This window comes from Agrobacterium sp. CG674 (assembly GCF_053521645.1).
The window spans coordinates 366,093-386,286 of sequence record NZ_JBNWDZ010000001.1 but is presented as its reverse complement, the minus strand read 5'-3'; the positions used below and the strand labels follow the sequence as shown (position 1 = coordinate 386,286).

The 20,194-nt window shown below is 57.5% G+C and carries 19 protein-coding genes, 1 tRNA gene and 1 riboswitch; of the genes, 7 read left to right on the top strand and 13 right to left on the bottom strand.

Annotated features, from left to right (window positions below):
• Positions 1–213: 213 nt before the first annotated feature.
• Entirely contained in the window at positions 214–864 is a 651-nt protein-coding gene (locus ACQZ51_RS01900) for a response regulator (RefSeq protein WP_448774814.1), read from the top strand.
• Positions 865–977: 113 nt separating this feature from the next.
• Complete coding sequence (locus ACQZ51_RS01895; RefSeq protein ID WP_448774813.1) at positions 978–1,643, top strand: S24 family peptidase; 666 nt, start codon at positions 978–980, stop codon at positions 1,641–1,643.
• Positions 1,644–1,652: 9 nt separating this feature from the next.
• Here the strand turns inward: ACQZ51_RS01895 and ACQZ51_RS01890 are convergent, their stop codons facing one another.
• Positions 1,653–2,414: a transporter substrate-binding domain-containing protein gene (locus ACQZ51_RS01890; protein ID WP_448775723.1), complete on the bottom strand. Its 762-nt coding sequence runs from the start codon at positions 2,412–2,414 to the stop codon at positions 1,653–1,655.
• 215 nt (positions 2,415–2,629) lie between these two features.
• Here ACQZ51_RS01890 and ACQZ51_RS01885 point away from each other — a divergent pair, with 215 nt between their 5' ends.
• Positions 2,630–4,525, top strand: a complete 1,896-nt coding sequence (locus tag ACQZ51_RS01885) for a glycosyltransferase family 2 protein (RefSeq protein WP_448774811.1) — start codon at positions 2,630–2,632, stop codon at positions 4,523–4,525.
• A 28-nt stretch (positions 4,526–4,553) separates the two neighbouring features.
• Here the strand turns inward: ACQZ51_RS01885 and ACQZ51_RS01880 are convergent, their stop codons facing one another.
• Together ACQZ51_RS01880 and ACQZ51_RS01875 are read right to left on the bottom strand one after the other, a co-directional pair.
• The gene (locus tag ACQZ51_RS01880) at positions 4,554–4,877 is read right to left on the bottom strand and encodes a BA14K family protein (protein WP_448774810.1); all 324 of its coding nucleotides are present in this window, start codon (positions 4,875–4,877) and stop codon (positions 4,554–4,556) included.
• A 193-nt stretch (positions 4,878–5,070) separates the two neighbouring features.
• Positions 5,071–7,305, bottom strand: coding sequence for an autotransporter domain-containing protein (locus ACQZ51_RS01875; RefSeq protein ID WP_448774808.1), 2,235 nt, complete (start codon positions 7,303–7,305; stop codon positions 5,071–5,073).
• A 257-nt stretch (positions 7,306–7,562) separates the two neighbouring features.
• On the opposite strand from ACQZ51_RS01875, the gene ACQZ51_RS01870 reads away from it, so the two are divergent.
• Positions 7,563–8,552 (top strand): AraC family transcriptional regulator, encoded by a 990-nt coding sequence (locus ACQZ51_RS01870; RefSeq protein WP_448774807.1) that lies wholly within the window; start codon positions 7,563–7,565, stop codon positions 8,550–8,552.
• On the opposite strand, the gene ACQZ51_RS01865 is transcribed toward ACQZ51_RS01870, so the two are convergent.
• The 3 genes from ACQZ51_RS01865 to ACQZ51_RS01855 form a co-directional block, all read right to left on the bottom strand.
• A complete protein-coding gene (locus ACQZ51_RS01865; RefSeq protein ID WP_448774806.1) occupies positions 8,549–9,718 on the bottom strand; it encodes an MFS transporter in 1,170 nt (389 codons plus the stop codon). The genes ACQZ51_RS01870 and ACQZ51_RS01865 overlap by 4 nt on opposite strands.
• Positions 9,719–9,959: 241 nt before the next feature.
• Positions 9,960–10,033: transfer RNA gene (locus ACQZ51_RS01860), tRNA-Gly, on the bottom strand.
• A 44-nt stretch (positions 10,034–10,077) separates the two neighbouring features.
• A complete protein-coding gene (locus ACQZ51_RS01855; protein WP_448774804.1) occupies positions 10,078–11,175 on the bottom strand; it encodes a 2'-deoxycytidine 5'-triphosphate deaminase in 1,098 nt (365 codons plus the stop codon).
• Between the two features lie 74 nt (positions 11,176–11,249).
• A riboswitch (SAM riboswitch) is annotated at positions 11,250–11,328 on the top strand.
• 45 nt (positions 11,329–11,373) lie between these two features.
• Here ACQZ51_RS01855 and ACQZ51_RS01850 point away from each other — a divergent pair.
• Positions 11,374–12,558 carry an O-succinylhomoserine sulfhydrylase gene (locus ACQZ51_RS01850; protein WP_448774802.1) on the top strand — a complete coding sequence of 395 codons (1,185 nt, stop codon included), beginning with the start codon at positions 11,374–11,376 and terminating at the stop codon, positions 12,556–12,558.
• A gap of 261 nt (positions 12,559–12,819) precedes the next feature.
• A complete protein-coding gene (apaG, locus tag ACQZ51_RS01845) occupies positions 12,820–13,212 on the top strand; it encodes a Co2+/Mg2+ efflux protein ApaG (RefSeq protein WP_448774801.1) in 393 nt (130 codons plus the stop codon).
• Between the two features lie 44 nt (positions 13,213–13,256).
• On the opposite strand, the gene ACQZ51_RS01840 is transcribed toward apaG, so the two are convergent.
• The 3 genes from ACQZ51_RS01840 to ACQZ51_RS01830 all read right to left on the bottom strand — a co-directional run bounded on the left by ACQZ51_RS01840 (position 13,257) and on the right by ACQZ51_RS01830 (position 16,687).
• Positions 13,257–14,249 carry an Hsp33 family molecular chaperone gene (locus ACQZ51_RS01840; RefSeq protein WP_448774799.1) on the bottom strand — a complete coding sequence of 331 codons (993 nt, stop codon included), beginning with the start codon at positions 14,247–14,249 and terminating at the stop codon, positions 13,257–13,259.
• Between the two features lie 265 nt (positions 14,250–14,514).
• Positions 14,515–15,432, bottom strand: coding sequence for an ornithine carbamoyltransferase (gene argF, locus ACQZ51_RS01835; RefSeq protein WP_042617917.1), 918 nt, complete (start codon positions 15,430–15,432; stop codon positions 14,515–14,517).
• A gap of 58 nt (positions 15,433–15,490) precedes the next feature.
• Complete coding sequence (locus ACQZ51_RS01830; RefSeq protein WP_448774797.1) at positions 15,491–16,687, bottom strand: acetylornithine transaminase; 1,197 nt, start codon at positions 16,685–16,687, stop codon at positions 15,491–15,493.
• A gap of 437 nt (positions 16,688–17,124) precedes the next feature.
• On the opposite strand from ACQZ51_RS01830, the gene ACQZ51_RS01825 reads away from it, so the two are divergent.
• Complete coding sequence (locus tag ACQZ51_RS01825) at positions 17,125–17,670, top strand: GcrA family cell cycle regulator (protein WP_192063348.1); 546 nt, start codon at positions 17,125–17,127, stop codon at positions 17,668–17,670.
• Positions 17,671–18,054: 384 nt separating this feature from the next.
• Here the strand turns inward: ACQZ51_RS01825 and ACQZ51_RS01820 are convergent, their stop codons facing one another.
• The 4 genes from ACQZ51_RS01820 to phoB form a co-directional block, all read right to left on the bottom strand.
• Positions 18,055–18,444, bottom strand: a complete 390-nt coding sequence (locus tag ACQZ51_RS01820) for a DUF6481 family protein (protein WP_448774795.1) — start codon at positions 18,442–18,444, stop codon at positions 18,055–18,057.
• 37 nt (positions 18,445–18,481) lie between these two features.
• Positions 18,482–18,703, bottom strand: coding sequence for a hypothetical protein (locus tag ACQZ51_RS01815; protein WP_042617913.1), 222 nt, complete (start codon positions 18,701–18,703; stop codon positions 18,482–18,484).
• A gap of 225 nt (positions 18,704–18,928) precedes the next feature.
• On the bottom strand, positions 18,929–19,138 hold the full coding sequence (locus ACQZ51_RS01810; RefSeq protein ID WP_042617912.1) for a cold-shock protein: 210 nt from the start codon (positions 19,136–19,138) through the stop codon (positions 18,929–18,931).
• A gap of 360 nt (positions 19,139–19,498) precedes the next feature.
• Positions 19,499–20,182 (bottom strand): phosphate regulon transcriptional regulator PhoB, encoded by a 684-nt coding sequence (gene phoB, locus ACQZ51_RS01805; protein WP_174152016.1) that lies wholly within the window; start codon positions 20,180–20,182, stop codon positions 19,499–19,501.
• Between the last annotated feature and the right edge of the window lie 12 nt (positions 20,183–20,194).

Here is a 20,194-nt window from a genome sequence, read left to right as displayed (position 1 = left end):
CCTTCATATGCGGGCGGTTTGCCGCAAATGCCCTTGCTTGTCCACAGTGCGGCACTGTTTTTTGCGGATTGTCAGAACCGGCTGGCATCACAACCCACAAGACCGTGCGTTGCGCCGAAATTTTACACAATCCTTGGTTTGTGGAGCTTGACGTTTGGCGAAACTCCCCCAACAATAAGGTTTACATGAAATGCTCTTGGGAGGGGGTAAGGCATGTCACAGCTCACCATCATCATTGCAGACGACCATCCTCTGTTTCGCGGCGCGTTGCGCCAGGCGGTCACAGGGCTTGAGGGCGACAATAAAATCATCGAAGCTGGCGATTTCGAGGCGGCCAAGCGCGCTGTGGAGCGCCAGCCCGATGCCGATCTTCTGCTGCTCGATCTTGCCATGCCGGGCGTTAGTGGGTTTTCCGGCCTGATGGCGCTGCGGGCGGAATTCGCCAGCCTGCCCATCATCATCGTTTCGGCCACGGACGACCCTTCGACCATGCGCCACGCCATTGAACTCGGCGCATCCGGCTTCATTTCCAAGTCCTGCGGCATTGAAGACATGCGCGCTGGTATTCGCGCTGTTCTGGAAGGCGATGTGTGGATACCGGCATCCTGTCAGTCCGGGCAGGATCAGGACCGCGATATGGCCGACCTCATCCACCGCTTAAGAACGCTGACGCCGCAGCAGAGCCGTGTGCTGGGCATGTTGGGGGAAGGCCTGCTGAACAAGCAGATCGCCTATGAGCTTGGCGTTTCCGAAGCAACGATCAAAGCCCATGTCTCCGCAATATTGCTGAAATTGAAGGTAGACAGCCGCACACAGGCGGTGATCCAGCTTTCGAAGATCAACACACCGACGATGGTGGCTTAGTTTACAAGGATTTTATTCCTTTTTCTACTTTACTCTTTGATCGTGTTTGGCTAAATTTCATTTGATAGTGAAGCGGGCAGCGTGACGCCGCCGCCCTATCCGGACCGTTCAAAATGCTGTCACACGATAATATCTGGACTGCGATCGATACGCTTGCGGACCGTAACCAGTTGACGCCTTCAGGCCTGGCGCGGAAGGCGGGCCTGGACCCGACATCGTTCAACAAATCCAAACGGGTGGGGCCGGACGGGCGCCAGCGCTGGCCATCCACGGAATCGATTGCAAAGGTTCTGGAAGCAACGGGCGCGAGTGTCGATCAGTTTTTTGGTTACGCCATGAACCATATGGGCAAGAATACGCTGCCCGATGGCAATTTTCCGCCCCAGACAGGTGCCATTCCGCTGCTGGGTTTTGCGCAGGCCGGTTCCGGCGGCTTCTTCGATGATGGCGGCTTTCCCGCAGGTCAGGGCTGGGACGTGGTCGATTTTCCCGCCTCCCCTGCAAGCCGTCCGGGCGTTTATGCGCTCGAAGTGCAGGGCGACAGCATGATGCCGCTTTATCGTGATGGCGATATGCTGATCGTGGAGCCGGGCGCGCAGGTGCGCCGGGGAGACCGCGTGGTGGTGAAAAGCAAGGATGGCGAGGTCATGGCCAAGGTGCTGGCGCGCCAGACCGCCAAGACCATCGAATTGTTTTCGCTGAACCCCGAACACCCCAATCGCAGCTTCGATCTTGCCGATGTGGAATGGATGGCCCGCATCATCTGGGCGAGCCAGTAATCTGCAGGATTAAAACAACCCGTACGGGAAATAGCGGCGGTAAATCTCTTCCAGCCGGCCGTTGCGCGACAGGGCGGCAAGGGCCTGATCGAAGGCGGGAACCAGCTTGTTTTCGGGGTCTACGGTCATGATCGACAAGCCCTCACCCAGGAAGCGATCCGACATATAGGGGCCATCGAACAGGGCGCAGCAACCGGCTGAAGCCGTGCCGGAAACCCAGAAGGGCAAACGCAGCCCATCGGCAAATACCGCATCGATCTTGCCGGATTTCAAGGCCTCATACATCGGCTCATAGCCATCGAAGCCGTTGACGACAACTGTCGGGAAGAATGCTTTCAGCATGGCCTCGTGCCGCGAATTGGTGACGACGCCTACCTTCCTGCCAGACAGCGCATTGGCCGATTGGCCCTCGAGCTTCGTCGTCTTGTTGATGGCGAAGCGGGCGGGCAGCAGGATATAAGGTCTTGTAAAGCTGAAGCTTTTGCGCAGATCCGCACTGGATGCGATGCCGGACATGACGGCCTCGCCCTCACCCATTTCCACGGCGGCTTCCAGCTCATCAAACGGCAGCGCCTGCACCTGGCATTTGCTTTCGACTTTCAGCTGCGCGCAGATTTCCCGGGCCAGATCGACGTGGAAACCCGCCAGGCGTCCATCCTGATCGGTGAAATTGAAGGGCGGGAAATCAACCGACATCAGGAACCGGACGCGGGGAACGGTGGAAAGATCCGCCCCCGGCAGACGCTCCTGGCTATCAAACAAAAGAGGCAGGCGACCGGCCTCCCCCAGAGTTTCGGAACGGGCAGGATGGGAACTTCCAAGGCCGATCGCGCAGACGAAAGCGGTGAAAATACCCATCAATTTTACGGGTGCAACTGGTAGGCGCATAGATATGATCCGCTCGGGGAATTTAGGGGCAACCACCTTACCGGTGGTTGATAGTGGCGTTGCGTTTTGATGAGTATACACAAGAATCGCGAAAAGCGATGCTTGTCAGGAGTGATATTGTTGTCAGTGACCGGTCCGAAGACGGTCTTTTATCCGGCATCGACAGCCATCAACCAGACAGTGCCGAAACCGAGTTTCTGAAGACGCTGGGGCTTGGAAAGCCCTATATCGAGACATTTTCCGCCCGCGCCCGGCGCAACGGCTCCACCTTCGAGGCGGAGGTGATCTCCAGTGGAATGGTGACGGAGGATTCCTATTTCGGCGCTTTCGCCCGCTATCTTCGTTTGCCGTTTGAACCACAGCTGGATGGGGCGCTGGTCGCCGATACGCCGTCCCTGGATGTTCAGCTGCTGGAGGCGCGCATGGTGCGCATGACGCCGCGCGACGCCGTACCATACATGGCCATCGTTCCCGATGTGAGCAGCATCGAGCGCTTGAAGCATGCGTTGGAAACGACGCCCGGTCTTTCTGCAGGTCTGGTTGTGACCACGCCGTCGGCCCTGCGAGACGCGGTTTGGCGTGCCGGAGCCGAACGGCGGACGCGCCAGACGGTGAATGCCCTGTTCGATGCGACACCGCATTTTTCGGCGCGCATCACCTTGCACGGCAAGCAGGGCTTTCTGCTTGGCGTCGGTGCCACACTTCTCATCGGCGCGCTGCTGCTCTCTCCCACAATGACGTTTCATCTTCTGCACATCGTGACTGCGGCACTCTATATGGCTGCGATCCTGTTTCGGCTTCTGCCGCTGCGATCTCAGCCGGACAGGCGCACACTGGCGTTGGTTGAGACATCTCGCGAGGAAGAGCTGCCCGTCTACACGATCCTTGTGGCGCTTTACCGTGAAGAGGCGGTTGTCGAACAGCTCGTGGCTGCACTGGACCGGATGGACTGGCCCCGATCCCGCCTCGACATCAAGCTTGTCTGCGAAGCGGATGACGAGGGCACGATTGCTGCGATACAGAAGATGCGCCCCGGCCCGCATTTCGAAATCGTCACCGTGCCGCCATCGCTGCCGCGCACGAAGCCGAAAGCCCTGACCTACGCGCTTTCAGGCGCGCGCGGCGAGTTTACTGCCATCTACGATGCCGAAGACAGACCGCACCCCAAGCAATTGCGCGAAGCCTATACGCGGTTTCGCAATGGTTCCGAGACCCTGGCGTGTCTTCAGGCACCGCTCATCATCAGCAATCCCGATGCATCCTGGATCACCTCATCTTTTTCTCTGGAATATTCAGCGCTGTTCCGGCGCATGTTGCCGACGCTTGCCCGGATGAAGATGCCTCTCCCGCTCGGCGGCACATCCAACCATTTCCGAACGTCGATCCTACGCAAGGTGGGCGCATGGGACCCGTATAATGTCACCGAGGATGCGGATCTGGGCATGCGGCTCTACAGGCTCGGCTATTATTCCGATGTGATCAGCTATCAGACGCTGGAGGATGCGCCGACCGACCTCTCTGTCTGGCTGGCCCAGCGGAGCCGCTGGTTCAAGGGCTGGCTGCAGACCTGGCTGGTGATGATGCGCTCACCGCTGACCATTGCGCAGGAAATGGGCTGGAAAGCCTATCTTGTGTTTCAGCTTCTCATCGGGGGCATGCTTCTGTCTGCCCTCACCCATCCGCTGTTCATCATCTATCTGATATCGGTTGGCCGCACTGTCTGGCTTGAAGGTCTCGCGGCCTTCTCGCCTGCCCAAATTGCCCTAGTGACCGTAGATACGCTGAACATGTTCGCGAGCTATGCCGTCTTCCTGCTGATGGGGACGCGGGCGATGATTGATCATGAAAGAGGTCTGGTCGGCAGGCGCTGGCTGGCGACGCCCATTTACTGGCTGATGCTCTCAGCCGCGGCGTGGCGGGCTGTTTTCGAGCTGCGTTATAAGCCATTTGTGTGGAATAAGACGCCCCACAAGCCTGTGTCGAAATCCGCGTAAATATACTGCTCAACCGAGCATTGATTGATCAGTATGGAGACTGGCACTCGGCGCGCGCGCCCTGCTTGGTCTGATAGGTGTTGTCGGTTGCGTGATAAGACTGGTAGCGGGTAGCGCACCAAGTTACGTGCTGAATTTCCTCAGCCGATAAAGACATGCTGGAGGCGCTCGCACTTGCGGCGGCTCCGCTGCTAAAGGCAATAGGCGTGCTATCATAGGCTTCGCCCTGTGACTGAGCCTGCTCCGCGTAGGCGGGCGCGATGACGCTGAGCGCATGGGCCGGGATCGTCGTGACGGCCGAGAAGCCCAGGGTTATTGCAGCGAGAGTAACCAGTTTTACCATTTTGGACATTGGTAATTCCTTTATTCTATTTGCAAAACCAACGTGCCCCGACAGGCTTTTGTTCCAAAAAAGTGGAAATGTTAATTTTTAGTATTGACAGGCACCAAAAACCGATCACGCATCGGTGATTTGGTGCACCGAAATAGAAAAACCACCGAATTGCTTCGGTGGTTTTGAGTGTAATAATCAGGCCTTGGCAGGGTCAGAAGTTGACCTTCCAGCCGGAACGCAGCCAGACGCTTGGGTCGCCGCCTTCGGAGGATGCGTTGACCATCAGCGATGCTGTGCCGCCCCCGACAGCGAATTCTGCGCCGAGGCCGCCGCGAACCCACCACTGTTTCAAATCCTGACCGGGCAGATCAACCGATGACAGGCCGAGAATCTCAGCCGTTGTGCCGGAAGATTTGTCTTCGAAGCGATGGGCAACTTCCGTACGGGCCAGAAGAGTGACACTGTCCGTCAGCGGGTGAACGTAGTCTGCACCCAGACGCGCAATCGTTGCGTGATCGCTCATCTCGTCATAGGCAACCGGGAAGGAGCCGCCGCTTTCCGTGTAGGCATCCACCTTGCTGTTGGCGCGTGACAGGCCGATGTAAGGAGAGATGGCCGTATCGGCAATGGTGACCGCATCCAGCCAGTCCAGACGCAACTTGCCGCCAAAGGTCTGCGTATCCGTGTTGCCGTTGGAGAAATCCTGCGCGCCGCCATTCATATAGCCACGGTGAATGTCCATTTTGCCGCCAGCATAATAACCGCCCAGCGTCACATAGAGATTGCTGACGACATTGGCCGTGACTTCAGGCGAGAGATAGAAACCCTTGAAGTTGAAATCGCCGCCGCCTTCCAGATCCTGGTTGGTATAGGTGCCACCGATGGCAAAGCGCCCTGTGACCCCATCGGCAATGCCATAACCCATGCCGATTTCGCCCAGGCCGAAGCTACCATCGGAAGCATCGCTCTTGTCATAACCGCTATCCACCGTGCCCCAGGCGGAACGCTGACCGGCATTGAGCAAGTTGCGCATCGGGCTGCCCTGAGCACCGAACATGGCGGTGTTGGCAGAACCAAGCTGCGTGGTGGTGGGCGTGGCCGCAGCACTCTGGATGGTCGGCACGAACTGTTCCGGCGCGATGATGCCGGTGCCAAGAGCGCTGACGCGGGCATAGTAGAACTGACCGTTCTGGGTCATGCCCGCAACCACGTTACCATCATTGGAGACTGCTTCCGCTGATACCGTCGTGTCCACCGCAATGGTGGCACCGTTGGCGCGCAACCAGTCTTCAACGGTGACCATTCCGGTCGCTTCCGTCCAACGGAAGCCGTGGGATACTTCAGCGGCATCCTCTGCCGAGCCTACAACGACACTTCCATCCGCGTTGACGGCGAGAGCTTCGGCTTCAGTCCCACCGAAGTTACCAAGATTCTGCAGCGTTCCGGTTATGCCGTCGCTGCCCACATGCCACCGATAGGCAGCGTCGTATGAATCCTCCACGACAGGAGAAACATAAATCTGGCCAACGATTGTGCTGCCATCGGCGCTCATCGCGCCAAAGCTCACGTCTTGGTAATTTAGCGGGATCGAAAGAGTGAGCCCGCCGATATCCTGCATCCCGCCTTTATCCGTCCAGCGAAAGGTCCTGGAGGCTGAGCCAGATGACTCACCCGCGACAACGCTGCCATCGGTTGAAACAGCACTGGCATTTGAATAGTAGGCGCCCGCAAGTTTGCCCAAGCCGGTAATCGTACCCCCCTCCTGCCAGCGAAATGCCTCATTATCCGAATAGCCAACGACCGTTGTGCCATCGCCACTGATCGCATAGGCATACGAGTTGTCGTTGCCATTCAGCGTTCCAATGTCCACCATGACGCCGTCTTCTGCGGCACCCGACGCTGTCGACCAGTAAAAAGCATGATACTGGGTGTAACCTGGGAGATAGCCTTCACCGAAAAGGGCATTGCCGTCATCACTCACACCTTTGGCGGAAGCAGAGCCGCTACCAAACGCTCCCAAATCCTCGATGACACCATTCTTTACGCGATAGATTTTATCTTGGCCCGAGGCAACATAGACAGAACCGTCTTCATTAATACCACTTGGACTTAACCCGCCGGTGGTGGTCGGGGAGGTTCCCGCAGAGTCCTTCCACAGATAGGGTACGCTATAATTGAGGCTGCTGTTCCACGTGCTTACGAGCAATGTCGACCCATCACCACTGAGACCGACGATGCCGCCAGAACTCGTGAACTGGTCGAAGGTGGTGTTTGCGCTGGTATTGGAAGTGTCGACTGGAGGTGTCGTAGGCGGACCGATTGCATGCGACGTCAACGGAAACGCCGTCGTTGCAGCCAGCGCCAGCGCAATCAACGATGTTGTGCTGAAAAGCCTGCGCGTGTTTCTCGCAACGCCATGATCCGGCTTACCAAATGTGATCGTCATTTCGCTTCATTCCCCTGCATATTGCTGCAACCGCATAGTTTAGATTCAACGCGGATATAAAAAATCTGCGGCAAATCTATCAGTATCGCTGGTTTTCGAATATGTCTGAGCGTCCGCATTCATTGTCTGGACGTCCCGTCAGGCGATTTGTTGCGGGACAACGAAGTATAAAAAGATTATTGGATCATTTTTCTTATTTTATACTAACTGCATGAGAAAATAGTATTTTTGAATATTATAATGTTTCAAGGCTTATTATGACATCCTTCGTGTTCGACAGTGCGGCCCTGCAGCCTCAAGACAGTTTTGATGCCTATCGCGATCTTTATGCGGGAGGCTCTGATGTCAGCACCAATGGCCCTGGGTTCCGTGGCTGGGTGAAGGCATCGCGCCTGGGGAAGCTCGTGATGTTCGAGCGCAAGCTGAATGATGTTGCGCATGAACGCTCCCTGCGCCGGGCAAGCGCGGACGGGTTCGAACATTTTACCTTGCAGCTCAATCTTTCAGGCCAGTTAGAGGTGGAAACGCCGAACGCGACGCGCTCTGTTGCGGCAGGAGACATTGTTCTCTTCGACACCACACAAGCGCAACGCACGATGATGACAGACTGTCACTATGTCACGTTTTCTGTTGCGGCAGATCTGGTCAGCACCGTGGATACGGACGCCCGCAACCTGCACGGCACGGTTCTCAATGGTGGCAACGCCTTCATTCTGGCCGACCTCATGGCATCACTGGTGCGGCGCCCCTTGCAGCATGACATGGCCGCTGCCGGGCGCGTGACGCAGATGTTTCGGCAGGCGCTGGCCATGGCGCTGGACACGAGCAACACTGCGCAACCCAAGGACCCCAACGATGCCGTGGAACGTGTGCGGCTTTTGATCGATGCGCACATCGCCGACCGCAACCTCTCTCCCGAATGGCTGAGCAAAAAAGCCAATCTTTCCCGCACACGTCTCTATGATCTTTTCAAGTCTGCGGGCGGCATTTCCCGCCACATACAAAAGGCCAGAGCAACGAAGCTGCGCCAGTTGCTTGCACGACCGGATATGGGTCGCTTCAGCGTGGGCACTCTGTGTCACCAGGTCGGCTTTGCCAGCGAAAGCCACGCCATACGAACATTTTCAGACCTTTTCGCCATGTCTCCCGGCCAGTACCGGCGTCAACTCAGCGAAACGCAGGCGGCAAAAGACAGCAAATCCGCCGCTGATTTTGATGGGTGGATCAGGGCGCTGACGAACGCCTAGGGCTTTACCCCGCTTCTGTTCAAACCGCCTGTCGTCAAAGCATAGACGGCATAGGCACCCATGAATCCGTGAACAGAGATCATGTAAAGGAAGAATGCCGCATGCCCCGCATGCTGCATGAGGGCGGAGACGAGCAAGGGGCCGAGCGCGCCGCCCACAGACACGAAGAACAGCAGGGATGCCGCCAGGGCGACGTTTTCATGGCCCTTGCCTGCACGATCATGTCCATGCGCAGAACACAGGGCATAGACCGGAAAACTGAATGCCCCGAAGATGGCGATGCCGATCATGTTGAGCATCGTGTTGGTATCAGCAAAGGCTGCAAGAAACCCCGCCACGGCCACCGCACCCATGAGCGTGACCACGATAACCGCTATGCGGTTGATGCGATCTGAAAAGAAGGCGAGAGGATATTGCAGGACGAGCCCGCCCATCAGACCCGCACTCATGAAGGTTGCGATACCGGCTGGTGTCATGCCGACCAGGTGCGCGTAGACCGGCCCGGTGGAGCGAAAGGTGGTCGCCGTCATGCCCGCCGCGATAGCGCCCAGGACGGCCAGAGGGCTGATGCGCCAGGCGCTGCAAAGATCAAAACGAAGAGTTATCGCAGCGGCAGAGCCAGCGGTTTTAACGCGAGAAAATGGAAGCTGCGTTGCGATCAGGACAGCCGATATCAGCGGAAAAAGCGCGGAACTGTTCACGCCAACAAGGGGAATGGCGTATTGTGCCGCAGCCACCGCACCCAGAGTGACAAAGCGGTAGATCGACAATATCTGCGCCCGATGGGAATTGGCGGCATTGGCGTTGATATAACCTTCAATCAAGGCCAGCAGACCCGCATAGGCGAAACCTGATACCAACCGCAGGCCGATCCAGATGAGCGGATCAGCCGTCAACGCCATCATCGCTGCCACCGCCGCCGCAACCGTCACCAATATCTTGAAGATCTGGCCGTGGGAGAACCGGCCAAAAAGCCGCGTGGCCCACAGGCACCCCACGGCAAAACCCAGGCTGTAAACCGCACTCATGACCCCGATGAGCGTGACAGAAAACCCATGAGACGCACCGCGCACGGCAACCAAAGTCAGTTGCAGCCCATGCACCCCAATAACCATGCCTGCCGTCACCAGAACGGGAAGCAGCTGTCTGACCTGTTTGAAAAACATGCGAGCCTGAAAATGCGAACCGGCAGACATACGCTTTGTAACGTGGCGTGATATGCCGTTTTAAAATGCAATGAAAACAGAAATGAAGATCGAAAGAACTGCTCAAGTATTTCAACGACGATGCAGACGCAACAGCGCATGTTTGACGGCCCACCACACGCGCAGGTGGTGACCAAGCGTCCTTGGCACTTTCAGGAATCGCACCGACTGTTCGCCTGATTGAGCTTTCTCAAAAAACGACTGGAGCGGGTGAAGGGAATCGAACCCTCGTATTCAGCTTGGGAAGCTGCTGCTCTACCATTGAGCTACACCCGCGCGATTGAAACTTCGGGCAGTTTGGCCGGCCTGTCAAGAAGGGGCTACTCAGCCTTGAAGTGTTTTGAGAGCTTGAGGCCCTGGGCCTGATAGTTGGAGCCGAGGCCTGTTCCATAGAGGCCTTCGGGTCTTGTCAGCATATGCTCATAGACGAGGCGCCCGACGATCTGGCCGTGTTCGAGGATGAAGGGCACTTCGTGGCTTCTAACTTCAAGCACGGCGCGGCTGCCTGTGCCGCCGGCGCTGGCATGGCCGAAGCCGGGGTCGAAGAAGCCGGCATAGTGCACACGAAATTCACCGACCAGCGGGTCATAGGGTGTCATTTCGGCGGCGTAAAGCGGTGGCACGTGAACGGCTTCGCGCGAGACGAGGATGTAGAATTCATCGGGATCGAGGATGAGTTCGGCGCGGCCTCTGGAATAGATCGGCTCCCAGAAATCGAGCACATCATGGGCGGCCTTCTGGTCGACATCCACCACCGCCGTATGGTGCTTGCCGCGATAGCCGATCAGGCCCGTTTCCCCGAAACCTTCAAGGTCGATGGACAAAGCAATGCCGCCGCCGGAGACATTGGGCGTTTCGCTGGCGACCAGCGTTTCACTTTCATGCAGCGCCAGCAACTGCGTTTCCGCTAGCAAGGCATGGCCGATGCGGAAGCGTATCTGCGACAGGCGTGAGCCCTGGCGCACGACGATGGGGAATGTGCGCGGGCTGATTTCGAGGTAGAGCGGGCCGTGGTAGCCTGCCGGGATCTTGTCGAATTCCTGCGCATAATCGGTGATGACGCGGGTGAATATATCGAGGCGTCCGGTCGAGCTTTTCGGATTGGCCGAGGCTGCCATGTCAGCCGGAAGCGCCAGCGCCTCCATCAGCGGCACGATGTAGACGCAGCCGGTTTCCAGAACAGCGCCTTCGCGCAGATCAATCTCGTGCAGGCTGAGCCGGGTCAGCTTTTCGATGACTTTCGTCGAGGGGCCGGGCATGAAGCTGGCGCGCACACGATAAGCCTTTGCGCCGAGGCGAAGATCGAGGCTGGCGGGCTGTATCTGGTCCTGATCCAATGGCCGTTCGCTGGCCAATTGGCCAGATGCGAACAGTTCGCGGATCGCGCCATCTGCCAATATGCCCGTCGTTCTCGTCATCTTTTTATCATCCCTTTTCACGGCGACAAAACCAAAAGCCAAGCATTGACGCAAGTCGTTAACGGGTTTAAGGCAACTTATCCCGTGGTGATTTGGCCGGTCGGCTTGCAGCCACGTTAAACAAATGGCTAAAAAGACCGGGTGCGCTTGTAACCGGTCCGCTATTGCGACCGGTTTTTTTGTTTGTAAGGTGATGACATGAGCAAGAAATGGCGCCCGGCAACACAGTTGGTACACGGCGGCACCCTGCGTTCTCCATATGGCGAAACATCCGAAGCCATCTACCTCACGCAAGGCTTTGTCTATGAAAATTCCGAAGCCGCCGAAGCGCGCTTCAAGGGCGAGACGGAGGGCTTCATCTACGCCCGCTACGCCAGCCCTACCAATGACATGTTTGAAAAGCGCATGTGCCTGCTAGAAGGTGCTGAAGATGCGCGCGCCACGGCATCCGGCATGGCTGCCGTTACTGCCGCCATCATGTGCCAGCTGAAGGCCGGCGACCATATCGTTGCGGCCCGCGCTCTGTTCGGCTCCTGCCGCTGGGTTGTCGAAACGCTTGCTCCGCGCTACGGCATTGAATGCACGCTGGTTGACGGGCGTGATCTTGCGAACTGGGAAAAGGCGATACAGCCGAACACCAAGCTGTTCTTCCTTGAAAGCCCCACCAACCCCACGCTTGAAGTCATTGATATCGCAGGCGTTGCGAAGCTTGCAAACCAGGTCGGCGCCAAATTGCTGGTCGATAACGTGTTTGCCACGCCGCTTTTCCAGAAGCCGCTGGAACTGGGCGCCCATATCGTCGTCTATTCGGCAACCAAGCATATTGACGGTCAGGGACGCTGCCTTGGCGGTGTTGTTCTGTCCGACAAGAAGTGGATCGAGGAAGAGCTTCAGGATTACTTCCGCCACACCGGCCCGGCCATGTCGCCGTTCAACGCATGGACCCTGCTGAAAGGCATCGAGACCCTGCCGCTGCGCGTGCGCCAGCAGACGGCGAACGCTGCAAAGATCGCTGATTTTCTGGCCGAGCAGACCAAGGTCGCCAAGGTCATCTATCCCGGTCGCGCAGACCATCCGCAGGCCGATATCATTGCCAAGCAGATGACTGGCGGTTCGACGCTGGTATGCTTTGAGCTGAAGGGTGGCAAGGAAGCGGCATTCAAGTTGCAGAACGCGCTTGAAATCGTCAAGATTTCCAACAATCTGGGCGATGCGAAAAGCCTGATTACCCACCCTGCCACGACCACACACAAGAACCTGACGGATGAGGCGCGCGCCGAACTCGGCATGTCCGGTGGCACGCTGCGCCTTTCCTGCGGCATTGAAGATACCGACGATCTGCTGGAGGATTTTGCGGCGGCAATTGCCGCAGTCTCTGCCTGAGAAACACGGATGGCCCGGCATTGCGACCGGGCCGTTTGCCATGGCGATCGCTCTTAGATCGATTTGACGCCATGGAAACAAGGAACATCTTCGGTCCAGACCTGTTACACTCAACCACCCAAATGAGCCGTGGAGCAATCCATGCCAGCCGAAACGTGCATTGTTTTGGGCTGCCACGCTAATATCGCCTTACGGTTTATTGACGATAGGCGTCGCCTGTAGTGTAGAATGTCTGGACAACCAATTACTTAAGGTCCCGTAATGTACCGTGCGCTAACAAGAGATATCGAGGTCACAGTCGACCCCTATTATCTTGAAGAGCAGTCCGACCCGGCTGACAGCCGATATGTCTGGGGCTACACCGTTGTGATTTCCAACAATTCCGAGATCGGCGTGACGCTGGTCAACCGCTATTGGCATATCACCGATGAAAATGGACAGGTGGACGAAGTGTCCGGCCCCGGCGTGATCGGCGAACAGCCGCATCTGGAGCCCGGTGGCACTTACGAATATTCATCCGGCTGCCCGCTGGACACGCCATCCGGCATGATGTTCGGCCATTACGAGATGCAGTCTGACGCCGGAGAAGTCTTCACCGTGGCTATCCCCGCGTTCTCGCTGGACAGCCCGGGGCTGATGCGCGTGCTGAACTAAGGCCCGACAGTGTGCCGGACCTTTTCAGATCCGGCACATCATTGTCACTCCGCAGCTTCCAGCTCATCCACCGAATAGCGGTAGGTGGTGGAGCAGAACTCGCAGGTCACGGAAATCACGCCGTCTTCCTGACTGTCGCGGATCTCATCGGCTGAGAAGCCTGAGAGAACACCCTTGATCTTGTCACGCGAGCAGTTGCAGCGATCAAGGATCAGCTGCGGATCGTAAACCCGCACGCCCTGCTCGTGAAACAGGCGATAAAGCAGCTTTTCCGCTGGCACCTGCGGATCGGTCAGTTCATCCGTATCGACAGTGTCGATCAGGGCAACCGCTTCATTCCAGGCATCATCTACGGCATAGTCGACATTGTTCTCATCGCCATCGCCGCCGTGTAGATCCCGCTGGCGCAAACGCTCCGGTGCCTGCGGCAAAAATTGCGCGATGAGCCCGCCAGCACGCCAGCCGTGGCGGGGTTTACCTTCCTCATCACGGTCAAACAGCTCGGCAACGCCCAAGCGCACACGGGTCGGCAATTGCTCCGACTGACGGAAATAGACGCCTGCGATTTCTTCAAGCGTCGAACCATCCAGCGGAACGATGCCCTGATAGGGCTGCATGCCCACACCCTGATCGATGGTGAAGGCGAGAATACCGGCACCCAGCAACTGTTCTGGTGAAGTCTTTCCTTCAGCCGTCGCCTGCGCCAACCGCTCCTCATCGAAGCGGGCATAGGCGCGCATGTTTTCAGGCGCGGTAAAATCGGCAACCAGCAGGTCCACGGGGCCGTCGCTCTTGGTCTGGACCGTCAGCTTGCCGGAAAACTTCAGCGATGTGCCGATGAGCGCGGTCAAGACCACCGCTTCAGCCAGCAGGCGTGCGACAACCGGCGGATATTCATGCCGGTCCAGAATAGCGTTCAGCAGCGGCCCAACCTGCACGGCGCGGCCGCGCACATCCAGCCCTTCCACCTGAAAGGGAACGACCTTGTCGTCGCCAGCGAATTCGAGGGTGTCCAGATCGACCGTCACATCTGCCATATCACTTACTCCTAGGTGCCCCAACTGCGCACAGCCACACCGCCAGATAAGGCGGCGGGCGAAATTGGCCAGCGGGCATGATGCTGTTACCGCATAGATAAACCGGCGGAGGTGAAAACGGAACCACGTCCGGCCGGGTATTGCGGTGAAACATTGATGAAAGCTGCCGATGAAGTCCGGCAGCACGTGCTTGGTGCTACAAATAGGAAGCCATGCCGGATATTCAAGCACCCCGCATGGCTTGCCTCAACGGCACCCGGTCAGATCAGATAACGCCCATGCACCAGGCGATGATGGCCTTTTGCGCGTGCAGACGGTTTTCCGCCTCATCGAACACCACAGACTGCGGGCCATCGATAACGTCGTCGGTCACTTCCTCGCCACGATGGGCAGGCAGGCAGTGCATGAACAGCGCATCTTCATTGGCCTTGCCCATCAGCGCGGCATTGACCTGATAGGGCTGGAAAATGTTGTGGCCGCGGGCCTTGTGTTCCTGGTTCATGGAGACCCAGGTATCGGTGATCACGCAATCGGCACCTTCGACGGCGCGCTGCGCATCATGGTACAGTTTCACTTCGCCGCCATTGTTGCGCGCCCAGTTCATGAAACGGTCATGGGGCTCAGACCCCATCGGCACCGCCATGTTCATGCGGTAGCCAAAGCGGGCAGCACCTTCCACCAGCGAATGCAGCACATTGTTGCCATCACCCGTCCAGGCGATGGTCTTGCCCTTGATCGGGCCGCGATGCTCTTCAAAGGTCAGGATATCCGCCATGATCTGGCAGGGATGCGTATCATCCGTCAGACCGTTGATGACTGGCACGGTTGCATGTTCGGCAAGCTCCAGCAGACGCGAATGGTCTGTCGTGCGGATCATGATGGCATCCACATAGCGCGACAGAACCTTTGCCGTATCGCCAATGGTTTCAGCGCGGCCAAGCTGCATTTCCGTGCCGGAGAGAAACAGCGTCTCGCCACCCAGCTGGCGCATGCCAACATCAAAGGAAACGCGGGTACGGGTGGATGGTTTTTCGAAAATCATCGCCAGCATCTTGCCAGCCAGCGGCTTTTCCGCCGTGCCGTTCTTGGTCGCAATCTTGCGTGCACGCGCGTCATCCAGAATGACCCGCAGGTCCTCAGAGCCGACGGCCGAAAGGTCTAGAAAATGCTTTGCTGATGCCATTTCAATACAGTCCCATCGATGCAGGTGGCGCCTTGGGCGCGCACCTGACTATGCGCATTCAGGCGCTTTTTGCGGTTTTCGTCGTGAGGCTTTCCGCCGCACGTTCAATCCGGGCCAATCCTTCACGCGCTTCTTCAGCCGTTACAACAAGCGGCGGCAGAATACGAATGACGTTATCACCAGCGGGAACACCCAAGAGGTGCTCGGCGCGTATGGCGTGCAGCAGATCGGACGACGGCATCTTCGCCTTGATACCGATCAGCAGCCCCTCGCCTCGGATCTCCTCGATCACGTCGGGGTAGCGATCCTTCAACGATGCAAGGCCCTGGCGGAATATCAACGTCACATCCCGCACATGCTCAAGAAAGCCATCGGCCAGAATGATATCCAGCACCGCATTTCCGCACGCCATGGCCAGCGGATTGCCGCCATAGGTCGTGCCGTGAACGCCAGCCGTCATGCCGGATGCAGCTTCCGCCGTTGCAAGGCAGGCGCCGAACGGAAAGCCGCCGCCGATGCCCTTGGCCACGGCCATGATATCAGGCGTGACACCGGACCACTCATGGGCAAAGAACTTGCCTGTGCGGCCAACGCCTGTCTGCACCTCATCGTAGATCAACAGCAGGCCGTGCTCTTCGCACAAAGCGCGCAGGGAACGTAGGAACTCAGGGGCAACGGGGCGAACACCGCCCTCGCCTTGGATAGGCTCGATCAACAGGGCAGCCGTTTCGGGCCCGATCGCAGCCTTCAGGGCGTCCAGATCGTTGAACGGCACCTGATCGAAGCCTTCAACTTTTGGTCCGAAACCCTCGATGTACTTCTGCTGCCCGCCAGCCGCGATGGTTGCCAGCGTGCGTCCGTGGAACGCGCCTTCAAAGGTAATGATGCGGAATTTTTCAGGATGGCCGTGCGTGTAGTGGTAGCGACGGGCCGTCTTGATCGCGCATTCCAGCGATTCCGCACCCGAATTGGTGAAGAACACCTTGTCCGCAAAAGTTGCATCCGTCAGCCGCTTGGCCAGCGTTTCCTGACCGGCAATCTCATAGAGATTGGATAGGTGCCAGACCTTCTCGACCTGACCTTTCAGGGCTTCGACCAGGCGCGGATGGCTGTGGCCAACCGATGTGACGGCCACGCCCGCACCGAAGTCCAGATATCGTTCGCCGGTCTCGGTGATGAGCCAAACGCCCTCTCCTCGCTCAAACCGCAAGGGTGCTCTGGAAAACGTATCGAACAATGGCGCAGTGTCGGCCATGGCTGTCTCACTCCTTGCGCATAAAGGGCGCTGTCAATGGGTCTTACCGGTTATCCCGTGCCTGAAAATCAAAAATGCCGCCTCGCGGCGGCTTGGGGTATCCTCGTACTGCGAGGGCACTATTGTCACTTCGCCTTAGGATGTCAACAAATGTCCTCATTTTCAGGCATTCTCAAGCTGTTGTAGGGGCTGATATGGCGCACACTAGGTGTTGCTTTTCTGACTCACAAACACAGCAAGTTGGGGAAAACCGGAAAATCGATTCCAGATGATTCTCCCGACTCTTGTCACGGAGTCTGCCGACGATTAGGTTAACTCTCAATTACTAGATCGCAAGCGGCGGACCTAGTCACCTACAATCTGGCGGATACTCTGCGCGTGGTTCACTCCACGGCACAGCAGAATGATTCTGCCTTCGCGACCAGCGGAGACACGGCATGAACTGGACTGATGAACGGGTCGAAAGACTGAAACGGCTGTGGTCTGAAGGCCTCAGCGCCAGCCAGATTGCCGCCCAGCTCGGAGGCGTCAGCCGCAACGCCGTCATCGGTAAAGTCCATCGTTTGAACCTTCCAGGCCGCGCCAAGGCTGGCGGCACAGTTGCAACCGCTCGTCCCGCTGCAAAGCGTCCGGCAGCGACGACTGCACCTTCTGCTGCGGCACCCCGCGCAGCCACTTTCCAGGGCCGCGTTGCCCCTGCCCGCGCCAACACACGCGCAGCAGACGCCAACGTCCAGAAGGACGATGCGGAGACGGATGCACCACGGATTCTCGAATATGTGCCGGTCAGCAATTCCACGCTGCCGACATCGCTGCGCCTGACCCTGACGGAACTGACGGAACGCACCTGCAAGTGGCCAGTTGGCGACCCGCTGAAGGACGACTTCCACTTCTGCGGCTGTGACGCTTCTGAGTCCTCGCCGTACTGCCGCTTCCACGCAAAGCTGGCTTACCAGCCGGTAAGCGAACGCCGCAGAGCCTAAGGCTCGCAGTTCGACGCAATAAAATGAGCGGGCCTTTGGCCCGCTTTTTTGTTGCGTTTTTTTTTCGACTTGGACAAAGCAATGCGTCAGCGCAAAGGTGCACAGGCGAAGGCTTCACCAAGGAGATGGCGATTGATTTGTCAGTTTGTCATCGGGGATTGAACCGGCGTACCGGTAAGAGGACTTTGGGGCAGCAAGAGCGGCCAGACGTCACGGCATTCAGAGCCTCGGGATCATGCGGCGCTGCACCGAAATGCGGCGGCATGGCTGATCCCATATGCGGCAAGGGTGCGAAGCGCCTTATGGCTTTCGCACTCCGCACAGCATTCGCAGCGGATGATCGCAGCCCTTCGATTGAACGGCTGCAGGATCATGGCTTCAAGCTTAGCCCTGGCGGGCCTTGCGGTTGGCATAGCGACGATCGCGTTCTGCCTTGCGGGCTGCTTCGTCTTCGACGACGCGAGCGATACGATTTTTTTCCGCCGCCTTGCGTTCATTTTCCTCAGCGTTTGCAGCAGCTTCGAGTTCAGCTGCGCGTAGCGCGGCCTCTTCTTCCAGGCGCAATTTTTCTTCGCGCTTCTGCTGGTCACGCTCGGCCTGGCGGGCTCTGCGGGCTTCGGCAACGGCAATCTGCTCGGCCTGCTTGGCTTCGAGCGTGGGAGCCGCGGCTTCCTTGGCTTCGCGATAGGCCTTCAAAAGAGCGGCCTTTGCCTCGGCAGCAGCGCCGCGACGTTCGGAAACTTCGTTGTTCTTGATATTTCTAGTGTTTCTCAAATCTCTATTCCAGTTGATGCGTCATACCGATCAGGGATCAGGTTTTTTTGGCGCGTTTGGTTGGGATAACTGCGGGCTTCAAGCTGTCTTCCAGTTCTTTCGCAAGACGCGCTTCCCGCAGCCTGAGGGTCTTTTCATCACGGGCGCTCGCAATCGAGTTCAACTCATCGACCGCTTTGCCGCGGGCAAAAAACTGCGATTGCGTCGCTCCGAAAGCAATTTCGGCCTGCTTGCGGGATTTGCTGTGAGCGTCTGACATGGAATTTTCTCCTATCGCATCGCACTGAAAACCGGAATCGATTTATGGATAGAGCGATACGCATTCACGGCTCGAAGCGTATTCTTGCATATAAGAATGCAATACGTCCAAGCATGTGGCCGACTTGCGGCATAAAAAAAGGCCAGGCAACATGCCTGACCTCGGTGGTCTCAAACTTTCGACAATGCCAGTACATCCGTGGTCAAAGGAAAGTCGATACCCGTATTAAGCAGCCTGGAGATTGCAGGCAGACATCTTGCCGGACTTGTTGTCCCGCTCGAGATCGTAGGAAAGCTTCTGGCCTTCTACGATTTCGCGCATGCCTGCACGCTCAACAGCGGAAATGTGCACGAATGCATCGGCGCCGCCGTTGTCTGGCTGAATGAAGCCGAAGCCCTTGGTGGAGTTAAACCATTTTACTGTGCCTGTGGTCATAATGAACCCTTTCAAAGCATAAGTTATAAGTCACAGAACGTGAGTCCTGTGTGCGGTGTAGCGATTTTTTTGAAAGGAAGGGTTAGTTCAAAGCGCGGTGCTAATCGCGCGGTAACCAAAGCTCAGCAAGCAAAATATCGATGACCAATACATAGAGCCTTCCGGCCTATGAGTCAAACTTTAAATTACAGAAACTTAAAATCAACACTCAGAAGCTGTGCAGGTCACGCCGGTCGTTGGCACGATCTGCCCCAGCTAACGCATTGATATCCATTGCACCAAACGCAAAACACCGCCCCTTGTGGGAGCGGTGCATGAGATTTTGACGCCATACAGAAGCGTTCTAGCCCCGAGGCCTGGTCAGGCTTCCATGGAATATCCGGCACCACGCACGGTGCGGATCACATCCTGCATGCTAGAGAAGTTGAGTGCCTTGCGCAGGCGCCCGACATGAACGTCCACCGTGCGCTCATCCACGTAGATATCGTGACCCCAGACACCATCGAGAAGCTGGGAGCGCGAAAAGACGCGGCCGGGTGACACCATGAGGAACTCGAGAAGACGAAACTCGGTTGGTCCAAGCCGTACTTCGCGGGCCTTGCGGTGAACGCGATGCGTTTCGCGGTCCAGCTCGATATCACCGCATTTCAGCACGGAGGACAGAACCTCTGGCCGGGCGCGGCGCAACATGGCCTTGACCCGCGCCATCAGCTCTGGCGTTGAAAACGGCTTGACGACGTAGTCATCCGCACCCGTGGCCAGACCACGCACGCGTTCGCTTTCTTCGCCACGCGCCGTCAACATGATGATCGGCAGCCGCTCGGTTTCCGGGCGCATTCTCAAACGACGGCAAAGCTCGATGCCAGAAACGCCTGGAAGCATCCAGTCGAGGATCAACAGATCCGGCGTGCGTTCCTGCAAGCGGATTTCCGCTTCGTCACCACGCGGAATGGTATCCACGTCGTAACCTTCGGATTCCAGATTGTAACGAAGAAGAACGCTCAAGGCTTCTTCATCTTCGACAACTGCGATTTTGGGCACCATGGCTAGAGACTC